The organism is Bacillus sp. SM2101 (genome assembly GCF_018588585.1).
In the GTDB taxonomy this organism is placed as follows: domain Bacteria; phylum Bacillota; class Bacilli; order Bacillales; family SM2101; genus Nanhaiella; species Nanhaiella sioensis.
Map to the genome: position 1 here is coordinate 100,660 of NZ_JAEUFG010000002.1, position 12,743 is coordinate 113,402.

Here is a 12,743-nt window from a genome sequence, read left to right on the forward strand (position 1 = left end):
CAAATTGTATATATTTTAAAAAAGGCGGGGAGAAAATTGGGCACACAACAAGGTATTAATACAAAGTTAGTCTTAACTGGCTTAATCATTGGGATGTTTTTTAGTGCACTCGAGCAAACTGTTGTTGGAACAGCCATGCCAACTATTATTCATGATCTAAATGGTTTTTCAATATTTGCATGGGTGACAACAGCTTATTTAATTACTTCGACAACAGTCATTCCAATTGTAGGTAAGCTAGCCGACTTATACGGTAGAAGAGGCTTATATTTGTTAGGGGTTATTATCTTCATGATAGGTTCGGCACTCTGTGCCACTGCTTCATCTATGGAGCAGCTTATTATTTATCGAGGTATACAAGGAATTGGTGGCGGTATGATTATGCCGTTATCACAAACAATTGTTGGTGATATTTTCACAGCCGAACAACGTGCTAAATGGCAAGGTGTCTTTGGGGCTATCTTCGGCTTAAGCTCAGTCATTGGGCCATTCATTGGTGGATTTATCGTCGATACAATTAGCTGGCATTGGATTTTTCTCATTAATGTCCCATTTGGAATACTATCAGCTGTACTCATTTTTATCGGCTTAAAGCAAGAGGATTTTTCAAGGAAAGAAAAAGTAAATATCGACTTTTTAGGGATTTTCACATTAATTCCATCTGTTGTACTGCTACTTCTAGGTTTAACTTTTGGTGGAGATAAATTTGAATGGGCTTCAAGTACTAGTTATATCATATTTGGTGGTTCATTATTATTACTCATTATTTTCATATTTATTGAAAGAAAGGCCAAGGATCCAATATTAGATTTACAGTTATTTAAAAATCGTGTCTTTGCAACAACAAGTGGTTTAGGTTTCTTATTAGGTTTAGGAATGTTCGGAGCAATTATGTTCGTCCCAATGTTTATGCAATATATTTTTGGTGTAAGCCCAACAGAAGCTGGATCTACTATGACACCAATGATGATCTCCCTTATCGTTGCAAGTATTATCGGAGGAAGATTATTGCTCCGCCTTCGCTACCGCACAGTATTAACTGCTGGCATGGCTATTACGATGACTGGCTTTTATCTTATGAGTACGATGGGAGTTGAATCGAATCAGTCTATAGCATATGGTTATATGATTGTCATGGGGTTTGGAATGGGGCTTGTCATGCCAACACTCATGATTGCTGTCCAAAATGAATTTCCTAAATCTCGATTAGGTGCTGTTACTTCAGCCTCAACCTTTTTCCGTTCAATTGGCGGAACAATCGGGATCACGGTTTTAAATGCGGTGATGAATAAATCAATCGAAACAAAGTTAGCTGCTGCAGCTTCAACTGAAACTAACCAAGTTGCTTCTGGTATTCTCGATAGCTTAGTCGGTAAAACAGATGACTTACTTAAAACCATGCTTGCACCTATGACACCTGACATGCCAGAAGATGTAAGTAATATAGTTGTTAACACAATTCAATCAGTGTGGACACAATCCTTTTCCACCGTCTTCTTAACAGGTCTTATCTTCATTGCTCTTGGAATAATCGTTGCACTATCGGTAGGAAGTGGCAAGATTGAAAGAGATACAAAGAACAAGAAAGTAAAAGCTTCTTAAATTAAAGCCCCATCTATACAGATGGGGCTCTTTCTTACTTAGCTTCTGTGTACTATTTCTAAACACGATGATATGCTTAAACTAGTTGATATCAGTAGCTGCACAGGGGGAGAATTTCATTGGAAACTGTATTTATACTAAGCTATGGCTGTAGTTTGGATCATAGCAATATTGATTTTTTACTAAAAGACCGATTAATGCCTTTTAAAAAATTTTATAATAACGTAAATAAAAATATTTCTAGCAATCCAGAGATTAAATTAATTTATGATGTTTTTGATGTACATAGTGAGAGGCACATCGAAAATAAGTATTTTTTGGAGGAGTTTTATATAAGTAAAACTCAATTGGCTTCCTTTGAACACTCACTATTTAAATTAAAAGGAAATCATATTCGATGTAGACCTAATACAAGAGGGCATATTAATACATATATGAACGGTAAAGAATACACTGGTCGTGTTTTCGTTACATCAGAGAACAACAATCGTTTAATATTCCTCGATGATGAATCTATGGATAATGCAGAACTTAGGCAAAAGCTACACCTTTTACCTGAGCAATTGCAATGGCTTGTTTTCTCAAACGACTTTGAGTACAAAGATATTGAATCTATTTTTACAGAATGGATTCAAATTCTCATTGAAAGACTCGTAAAATGATACTCAAAAAGCACCATCTGCAAGGTGCTTTTTGAGTATTAGTATTTAATCATTTGTAAGAGCAATGATCGTAGCTTAGGCAGTTAATTTCCTTCGTTTAGTCACACAACTACGGTGTAACCTCTGACTTACTTAAGCCAAAGCCGTAGTCAAATAAAATATACTCATCAAAATTGTCACGATTGTCATAAGCATCTAAATGAGTTGGCCAGCTAATTGGCAGCTTACCAGTAAAGTCTTTATCACCAAACAGTACATCTGCTACACCTGCACCTTCAGTCCCAGGGAGCCATGCAGCAACTAAGCCTGACCAATCATTCAGTTGTTCTGTCACAATCATAGGTCTACCAGCTACAAGTATTACAATGATTGGAATATTAGGATCTTCTGTACGAATATTTTGTATCGTTTCTAGGTCTACTTGCTTTAAATTAAGGTCATTCGTGTCACCATCAGTTTCTGCGTAAGGTTCTTCACCAATAACGACAAGTGCCACATCATGCCCCGCAGCACCTTTACCATTAACATCGTACGTAACAGTTTTATTAGGAGCTACTTCTTTTATCCCTTCAAGAATAGTTGTTCCATCAGTAATATCACCAGATTTACCTTGCCAAGTGATCGTCCATCCTCCTGATTGGTTACCAATATCATCTGCATTTTTACCAGCTACAAATATTTTATCCATATCAGGTAATTGATTAAAAATTGGTTGCCCACTTATTTCATCATTTTTCAATAATACTAAAGATTCGCTCACAGCTTGACGTGCTAATGATTGATGTTCTTCTGACCCAAACGAATCAGCAAGTGACCGATCAGTTTTAGGATTTTCAAATAAGCCCGCCTCAAATTTCACACGTAAAATACGAGACACTGCATCATCAAGCCGTTCCATCGTAATTTCATTGTCATTAACTAATTGTAATGTTAATTTTAACGTCTCTCTCCAGTTCTCGGGCTGCATTAACATATCAACACCAGCATTAACAGAGACTTTGATTTGCTCTTTTAATCCAGAAACAGGATTTCCGTTATGATCCATAGTAATTTGTTGTATTCCATACCAATCAGAAATAACAAATCCATCAAAGCCTAATTCATCTTTTAGAAAGTCTGTTAATAATCGTTCATTAGCATGCATTTTTAATCCTTGTATGCTATGAAAGGATGCCATAACTGTTCTAACTCCAGCTTTTACTGCTTTTTCGTAAATTTCCTTATCCATTTCAATAATTTCTTCCTCAGTATATTGCGTTATATCACCTTGGTTTTTTCCACCATCTGTATAACCTTCACCGATAAAATGCTTTGCCGTCGCAACTACCTTAGAGGTTTGTTTTAAATCGCTAATGCTAGTCCCTTGAAATCCTTCGATATAAGCCACACCCATATCAGCAACTAAAGTGGCATTTTCACCGAAACCTTCATAGGACCTTCCCCAACGAATATCTTGAACACTTGCTACAGTAGGTGCAAATGTCCAGTTAGGACCCGAAGACTTGATCTCCTTTGCTGTTGCTATTCCTATTTCACGTATTAAATCAATATTTCTCGTTGAGCCTAAGCCTACACTATGTGGAAATATTGTTGCACCCTTTACATTATTATGCCCATGAACTGCATCAACACCATAAATAAGTGGTATACCTAATCTAGTAGCCAAAGCTCCATCTTGATATGAATTAACCATTTCTTCCCACAATTCCCTTGTGCTACTTTCTTCCACATTTAGTTCTGGGAAGGATCCACCACCATTCAATATTGAACCTAAATAGTAATCTTTCACATCATCTTTCGTAACAGATTTTTCTTCAGCTTGAATCAGCTGTCCAACTTTTTCTTCAACTGTCATTTTAGATAATAAGTCTTGGACACGATCTTCTATCGAAGCCTCTGGATCTAAATACACTACCTTTTGTGCGGGTTGTTCTAGTTGTCCGTATTTTACAATTATAATTCCAACTACCGTTACTATAATAATCATAAAAACAGAAATAATCAGCGGTTTTTTCTTCATAGCTTACCCTCCTAAAACCATTCTTCTATCCTCCTCAAAGAGTATAGAAATCCACTTTATAATCATAATGAAAAAGCAAGCTATACATAAGTAATGATATTTTGGAAAACGTTTTCTTTTTTTGGATGAAGTAGTCTTGAACATGATAAAGTTTCTCAATCATTGAAAAGGGAATACAATTATTTATTGTATTCCCTTCTTAATCATAATTACTTATGGCTCTTTTCATAAGCTTTGTTGCTATTTTTATTAATAATGGACAATTTGACGAGTTTTAAGAGTCCTCAATAATTGTTTAAGTAGAAAAGATGCCACGAATGCTATATGTTTACGTTCTTATACCTTTGAACGAAAAGCAACAATCAATGCGAAAACAGCCTTACTTATTGTTATTTTTTTCAGCGGCATCGTCCAACTGCTCAACAAAATCTTCAGGGCTAAGTTGATCAGAAAGTAATTGTTGATGTTGTTGCATAATTTCTTCTTTGAATTCTGGTGTTCCCTTATCTAATACTGGTGTTCCACTTGAAGTCTCAATAGAATTAAACAGTTCAATTAAATCATTTTGTAACTCTGTTTCATCTCCTGTTAAGTAACTGTCAAACTGTTGAGCTGGGATTGTTGCACCACTTTGCCATGAAGATTTCACCCAGTTTTCTTGTTTAAAGAAGTATTGCAAGAACTTCACTGCCTCTTCCTTATTCTTAGAATTATTTGAAATAGAGTAGCCACCACCAAACCAAGCAGCCACATCATTTACACTGCCTTTATCAGTCGAAGGATACGGCATAACACCAACATTCTCTCTGAAGCTCTCTGAAAAATTCTCATCAGCTGCAAGGCCCATTTCCCAAGAACCCATTAAATACATAGCCGCTTGTTCTTGACCGAATAAATTGCGTGCAGCACCATAATCAGATGTTAAAAATCCGTCTTGAAAACCGCCTGCATCAGCCAATGTTTTCATGAACTCAGCAGCCTTAATAAATTCTTCTGAAGTAAAGCTATCTTCACGACTTAAAGCTTTATCCATTTTTGAAAAGTCGCCTGTTTCACGTTGGAGTACATATTCAAACCAAATTGGTAGTGACCAGCCATCCATACCATTAATAGAAATTGGATTTATATTTTCTGCTCTTAATTTCCCAATAACATCTAAAAGCTCATTTTGTGTTTTAGGAATCTCTATATTATTTTCTGCAAAGATTTTTTTATTGTAATAGAGTACGAATAAATCTGCATTTTTAGGTAAACCATACGTTTTACCACCTTTTGAGTAACCATCTAAAGAACCATTAACAAATCCATAATCTGTATAGTCTTCTTGATTTAATTCTAATAATAAGTCATTATCAATAAGTGGAGCTATAAATGATTCCTGTCCCCAAGTATGCATAATATCTGGTAGTTTGTTAGTTGAAGAGTAAATTTTAATCTTATTCTTATATTGTTCATCCTGTAAAGCTTCTACTTCAATCTTAATATTAGGATTTTCTTCCATATAAACATCTATAATTTCTTGCTCAACCTTACCAACTCCGACTGAACGATCTGGGTTTGCACTAAAGAATGTAAGCGTGACTTTACCTTCATCATCGGCGCCTCCCTCATTATCACCTGTTGAGTTTTCTGTACCACATGCAGCAAGACTTAAAATAACCATAATACTTAACAACATTGTCAAAAGTGCTTTCAATTTTCCCACGTTTATTCCCCCTTCACTAACATTTATCATAATGTAAAGGCTTTCATAGCGTAATGTATTATTTTTTAGATAATGTTTTCATTTTTACTATCCTTTTACAGCACCTGATGTAATCCCTTTTGTCATCTGTTTACTAAAGATTATATAAATGATAATAGACGGTACTGCTATCATCGTCATCACTGCAAACTGTGCCCCATAATTAGAAGAGTATTGACCAGTGAATTTTAATATTGAAAATGGTAACGTTTTTAATTCATCAGAAACGAGGAACGTATTTGCGATAATAAATTCATTCCACCAAGTAATGAAGTTTAATACACTAATTGTTGCAATCGCTGGCTTTGTCATCGGTAACATAATTCTAAAAATGATACCAAACACACCAGCCCCGTCCATTACTGCTGATTCTTCTACCTCTTTTGGAATTGTTTCTAGAAATCCTGTCATAATAAACATACTAATTGGTAGAGAAAATGCAATATACGGCAATATAAGTGTAAACATATTATCTAACATATTTAATTTATTAAATATAATAAAGTTTGGTAGCAAAGTCGCATGGATCGGAATAATCATGCCGAGAAGAATGATATTCATAACAGTAGTTTTATATTTCCACTTCATTCGTGTAAAGGCATATGCAAGCATTAGAGACAAAATAGCAGAAACGACCACAGTGATCATAGTAATTAATAAACTATTAAAAAAGTATCTCGGAACACTACCGTAAGTAAAAGCATCAATATAATTCTGCCATTCAAACGTTTCTGGCCATTTAAAAAATGCAGAACCGAAAAAATCACCACTTTTTAAAAATGAAAAGTTTATTAACCAAATTAATGGAAATATTTGTCCGAGTGCTAATATGATCATGAGAGTAAATAATAGCATCTTTTTTATCGAAAATCGCTTACTAGTACCTTTATCATTTAAAAACAGCGTTTTGTTACTAGACACTGGTAATTTGGACTCCATTTTAATCCCTCCATAATTCCTGTTAGTATTCTCCCACTTCCTTCTTCAAGGTTTTGTTTAATACGACCGTTAAAATCAAGCAGAAGATTACAAACAAGACAGATATTGCATTTCCATACCCATATAAAGAGGAGGAAAAAGCAGTATTATATAGATAGTTTCCTAAAAATTCTGTACTATCCCCAGGTCCACCATTTGTCATTAGAAAAACCGTTTCCATTTGTTTTAAACTAGTTACAACAGCAATTACAATGGCTATTCTCATCACTGGTGACAATAGCGGAATAATAACTTTTGTATATAATTGAAAATTATTTGCTCCATCAAGCCTAGCTGCTTCAAACACAGAGTTTGGGATCGACTGCAGCCCAGAATGGTATAGTAATAGGGCATATCCAAATCCTTGCCACATAACGACAATGATAATTGACCAAATTGCAATGTCTGGATCACCTAACCAATTTTGTTTTAGAAATGACAGACCAACTGAATCTAAAACTTTGTTTAGCAAACCATAGTTAGGATGAAGGATGCTTACCCATAATTTAGATGTCACAACAATAGATATGACAGCTGGAATAAAGAAAATTGCCGAAAAGAACTTTTCCCATTTACCACAATGAGTTAAAAAAATGGCAATAAGAATAGCTATCGGATGTTGAATAAGTACTGTTGCTCCAGCTAATAACACAGCATTCCATAGCGATTTCCAGAAAACTGAATCATTAAATAAAATTTCTTTAAAATTGTCTAAACCTATAAAACTGTAACTTCCAATTCCACTCCAATCTGTTGACCCATAATAGATACTCATTAAGACTGGTATTCCAATCATAAAAAAGAAAATAGATACCCCTGGAGCAACTAGAAGAAATATAGTCCATTTATTACTTAATACCTTATGCAGTTTCATCACCTCCAGTAAATCTTCTATTCCATCATAAAAAATTTCAAAATTAATGTTAATGCGTCATATTTTAGATAGCGTTTTCATTTTTCATAATTTCTATCGTACTTATAAATTTAGTTTCTACTTTCGTGATATGATAGGGTATACAAAATTGATTAAGGTGATGAGAATGATTCCATCTAAGCTTTTATTTTGGTATATTAACCTCCCAATACGACATAAATTACTCGTTTGGTTTGTACCATTAATTCTTACAACTGTAGCGATAACAGGCTTCATATCTTATCAAATTGCAGCAAAGCAAGTATTTAGCAAGATTGATCAAAACCAAGATAACCTACTAAAAAAAAGTATTGACCAATTTGATCTCATTGCTCAAGATGTGAATGATTTTACAAACTACCTTTTTTTATCATCTTCCGTACAAGATTATTTGAGTTCAAATAGCCCCAATACTAACCTAAGGCAACAAATGAATGAATCATTATCAAAAATATTAGTAACGAGACCAAACATTCATTCTCTTATTGTTTATGATATAAATAGTCTAAATCCATTTGAGCAGCCATTGACAATTAATCAAGGAAAGATAAGTGCAGAATCATATGAGTTCTTCCGTCACACAATAATATATGACAAAGCAAAGAAACAAGACGGTGATTCAATTTGGTATTTAGCTAACTCTGAAAATAGCTTATTTATAGGAGATAACCAATTTAAACTTCTTAATGTAAGAATGATTAAAAATATTTATGATTTAAACCCTGAGGGATTCGTCGTAACTGGAATTAACGAAAAATTCTTACGAAAAAAATATATGTCTTTAGAAGACCCAGAAACAGAGATGCTAGTAATGAATAATGATGGCCAAATTTTAACTGCAACAAATCAAGATTGGGTTGGTAGTTACTACTTTGATATACCCCCTTTTCAAACTAGTAAACATGTAATAGAAGAAATGCCTAGAAAATATACGACAGACGATTGGATCATTAGTCATGATCAATCTCCATTAACCGAATGGCGTGTTGTCATCATTCAATCAAAAAAGACCGTATTACTTGAGCTTAATCAGATTCGATTAATTACAGTAATTGCGATCATTTTGTGCTTTATCGGCGGTAGTATAGTTTCGTGGTTTGCGGCTTTTAGACTAACTAGTCCACTTAAGAAGCTTATAAGGTCGATGAGAAAACTAGAAAATGGAGATTTCTCGCAAAGTGTGAAATTTGTTGGAAATGATGAAATAGGACAACTAGGACAAGGCTACGACAATATGGTTCATAGAATAAAAAAATTAATAGATGACGTATATTTCTCTAAAATCCAACAGCGAGAAGCAGAGTTAAAAACATTACAAGCTCAAATAAATCCCCATTTTTTATATAACACACTTAATACAATATGCTGGACTGCTCAAAGGAAAGGGGAACCTGAGATTGCTAATATGGCATACGCTCTATCAAGTGTTTTTAGACTAAGTCTTAATAATGGAAAAGACTCAATTACAATTAGACAAGAAATTGAACTAGTAAAAAATTATTTGTACATACAAGAACAGCGCTTCAAACCAAAATTAACATATGAGATTGACATAGTCCCTGAAGTACTAGACATTGAAATACCCAAATTGTTAATACAACCATTTATAGAAAATGCAATTCTTCATGGTATAGAGCCTAATAACGAAAGTGGCTACATTAAAGTTCAAATTAGCCACCATCATGACACATGCCTAATTGAAGTAACAGATAATGGTGTAGGAATGAACGAGAAGACAGTATTAGAATTAAATCGCTCATTAAAATCCTATCAATTTAATAGCACTAACGAAAAACAAGATAGAAGCTATGCAATTTTAAATATAAAAGAGAGATTGAAACTATTGTATGATGAACAAGCTACCTTAACTTTCCATAGTGTTAAAGGACGAGGAACCAGAGTAGAACTTCGTCTACCACTAGAAAAATAATTATACTTGACCAATACCGGACAAGCGTTGAAATATAGTTTTTATTATGGATTTTTTCATATATATATATTGTTGTTTAACGCACGAAAATCTTATTTTAAAATGATTACAGTCATATAATTACTCATCTTCCTCTTCTAATATAAAAATACAAAGAAATATAATAATGAGAAACTAAACGACTTAGGAAGGAGAAAGTTCAATATGTTTAAACTATTAATTGTTGAAGATGAAATAACCATTCGAGAAGGTATGGAAGAAATGATTAATTGGCAACAATACGGAATTGAGGTATGTGGTATTTGTGAAGATGGCTTAACAGGCTATCAAACATTCCTAGCTACAAAACCTGATATTTTATTAACAGATATACGGATGCCCCAAATGAATGGCTTAGAACTTATTGAAAAAGCACAAGAAACTGGATATGATTTTTTAGCCATTCTACTTTCCGGCTACAATGAGTTTAGTTATGCACAAGAAGGTATTAGGTTAGGTGCTCACGATTACCTGCTTAAACCCTGCCTCCCAAATGACATCTTAAATGCAGTTTTAACAGCCAAGGAAAAGCTAGAAACAGCAAGAGAGTCAAAGGTTGTTAAAAAGACTTGGGATAAACATTTACCTACATTAAAATGGCAAAAGCTTTCAAGTTGGCTAAAAAGTGCTGATCATAATTATAAAAAACATTTAGACGATATTGAGGAACTAAGGATATCATTGCAGGATGCAAATATACAAGTCGGTGTAATTAAAATTCACTATCCAACTACACATAATACTAGTAAACAAAAGGACAATCATTATTTTCAAACTGTCCTTGACATAACCAATAAGTTTATTAGTGATTTTTATAATAATAATTATATAGAAGTTTTCCAACATAATTATGAAATTGTATGGTGTGCCAATGTAACAACGTCTTATAATGAGCAACGTCTTAATGAACACTTAACTAGCATGGTGCTCCATATTAATAAAGCAATTGAATACTCAATCAGCATAGGTGTGGGGTCTATACAACCAAGCATTAACCTTCTCCATTTGTCATACAAAGAAGCATTAAATGTCATCGAATATCAATTTTATGAAGAAGCAAGTGACTCTTTCCTTTATTCACAATTGGCTCAAAGAGCAGCAAGCACTCTTAATGAACCAACTTTTCACACTAAAGCTATTGCTGAGCAAGAAGAAAAGATATTACATTACTTAGAACAAGAAGAATTTAACTTAGCAAATGATCAGTTATATATTTGGCTGCATCAACTTAGCCAAAATTCAACAACCTCGAGAAAAAACCTTAACATGATAGCAACAGCTTTTATCCTAGAGCTGGGAAAACTATTACATCGAAAAAACATTCAAAGTAATGAATGGATTCAAAACCAGCCATATCAAATAGACTTAATAACAAAAGCAGAATCATTTAATGAATTAGTCAATCTTGTTCAAGAAAATGTGGATATTATTATTTCGTTAATTAAAACCCAAGTACCTATTCACAAAACTGTAAAAGCAGCTTTAGAAATAATTCATGAAAAATATCATGAAAATATCACACTGGATTGGCTCGCAAAAGAAGTCTTTGTATCTACGACTTACCTTAGTTCACTTTTCAAGCAAGAGCTCGGGATAAACTTCTTAGACTACTTACACAACTTTCGTATCAATAAGTCTAAGCCTTTGTTAAAGGATGGGTTGAAGGTTTATGCAGTAGCAAAACTTGTTGGCTACCAAGATGAACGTCACTTTAGCAGCACATTTAAAAAACGGGTTGGACAAACCCCTTCAGAATACCAGCGAAAGGTGGGATAAACGATAACAAGAAGTATATAATTTATTATCCGTATTTTGCTTTATAGACACACTTTAAAGAAAGTATGTGTATTTATAGTGAACGTACAAAAATGAACAAAGCTCTTTAGCTAAAAATAAAGGCTCTTTTCGTAAAGTTTGCTGCTATGTTTCAATAAAATTAGAACAGCATGATGTGGTTTTATACGGGTTTCCTCATTGCCTATAAATCATGATGTCACGAATGCTAATTGCTTACCGGTTTATTCCTAGTCCGGTAAATAATATTCTAAGCGATAGCTACTTAAATAAAAGTTCTCAAATTAAAGTTTAAGAGCATTGTCATGAAAGGCTTGTGACCTCATAACTAGTTCTACAACAATCAGGTTAGGAACCCAACATAACCACGAGATTATTTGATAGCTAATATGAAACGAAGCCTCACCAAAGATCAGTATAAATATTGGTAACCATATTCGTAGCATCACTGCTGCAAATGTCAGTGCATAGTTTCTCATCATCCATTTGCGATGTAAAAGGATTTTTTGCTCTTTAATCATTTTTAGAGCAATTAAGCCAGATAATAACCAGCTTACAGCTAACAATCCAAAGCCAACCTGTGCTATCAAGCCCCCTGTTGCGTAAAATGCTAACAATAAACCTGAAATACCACCAATGAAAACACTAAGGAGATAAACTTTGCCCATCATTTTGTGAACATTAATATTTCTTTTCCTGAACCTTTCAGATAAAAGAAATGGACCAAGTAGCAAGGAGCATAAACTACCGAAAACATGAACAAAGAGTGTCACATACCACATCTTACTTTGTGGTCCGTATTGTTCAATTTTATCACTTATAAAGCCTGAGGTTTCTACACCAAAAAAGCCGTATTGTAACACTGCATAACTGCAAATTACAAGTGCCAATAAAAGTATCCCCCACCATCCCAACCTCTTCACTCTCTACACTCCCATCCCTACGAAAAGGACCTTCTAAGGATTACTAGGTCAAAATCACTCTCTAAACGATATTTACACCGTTCAGAGAGAAGTGTTAATTCAATATAATTCTAAATATTTTTAATATTCAATATATAT

At 33.9% G+C, this 12,743-nt stretch carries 9 protein-coding genes; 4 read left to right on the forward strand and 5 right to left on the reverse strand.

What is annotated here, in order from left to right; translation table 11 throughout:
- The first annotated feature begins 93 nt into the window (after positions 1-93).
- Together JM172_RS02675 and JM172_RS02680 are read left to right on the forward strand one after the other, a co-directional pair.
- The gene (locus JM172_RS02675) at positions 94-1,602 is read left to right on the forward strand and encodes an MDR family MFS transporter (RefSeq protein WP_214480718.1); all 1,509 of its coding nucleotides are present in this window, start codon (positions 94-96) and stop codon (positions 1,600-1,602) included.
- 119 nt (positions 1,603-1,721) lie between these two features.
- Complete coding sequence (locus tag JM172_RS02680; protein ID WP_214480536.1) at positions 1,722-2,264, forward strand: hypothetical protein; 543 nt, start codon at positions 1,722-1,724, stop codon at positions 2,262-2,264.
- A gap of 109 nt (positions 2,265-2,373) precedes the next feature.
- Here JM172_RS02680 and JM172_RS02685 read toward each other — a convergent pair whose 3' ends face one another.
- The 4 genes from JM172_RS02685 to JM172_RS02700 all read right to left on the reverse strand — a co-directional run bounded on the left by JM172_RS02685 (position 2,374) and on the right by JM172_RS02700 (position 7,880).
- Positions 2,374-4,284, reverse strand: coding sequence for a glycoside hydrolase family 3 protein (locus JM172_RS02685; protein ID WP_250886478.1), 1,911 nt, complete (start codon positions 4,282-4,284; stop codon positions 2,374-2,376).
- A gap of 379 nt (positions 4,285-4,663) precedes the next feature.
- A complete protein-coding gene (locus tag JM172_RS02690) occupies positions 4,664-5,989 on the reverse strand; it encodes an ABC transporter substrate-binding protein (protein WP_214480537.1) in 1,326 nt (441 codons plus the stop codon).
- Positions 5,990-6,076: 87 nt separating this feature from the next.
- Entirely contained in the window at positions 6,077-6,967 is an 891-nt protein-coding gene (locus JM172_RS02695) for a carbohydrate ABC transporter permease (RefSeq protein ID WP_214480538.1), read from the reverse strand.
- Between the two features lie 22 nt (positions 6,968-6,989).
- Positions 6,990-7,880, reverse strand: coding sequence for a carbohydrate ABC transporter permease (locus JM172_RS02700; protein WP_250886479.1), 891 nt, complete (start codon positions 7,878-7,880; stop codon positions 6,990-6,992).
- Between the two features lie 157 nt (positions 7,881-8,037).
- Here JM172_RS02700 and JM172_RS02705 point away from each other — a divergent pair, with 157 nt between their 5' ends.
- A complete protein-coding gene (locus tag JM172_RS02705) occupies positions 8,038-9,849 on the forward strand; it encodes a sensor histidine kinase (RefSeq protein WP_352222836.1) in 1,812 nt (603 codons plus the stop codon).
- A gap of 204 nt (positions 9,850-10,053) precedes the next feature.
- A complete protein-coding gene (locus JM172_RS02710; protein ID WP_214480540.1) occupies positions 10,054-11,664 on the forward strand; it encodes a response regulator in 1,611 nt (536 codons plus the stop codon).
- 302 nt (positions 11,665-11,966) lie between these two features.
- On the opposite strand, the gene JM172_RS02715 is transcribed toward JM172_RS02710, so the two are convergent.
- Complete coding sequence (locus JM172_RS02715; RefSeq protein ID WP_250886480.1) at positions 11,967-12,572, reverse strand: DUF2306 domain-containing protein; 606 nt, start codon at positions 12,570-12,572, stop codon at positions 11,967-11,969.
- Positions 12,573-12,743 lie beyond the last annotated feature (171 nt).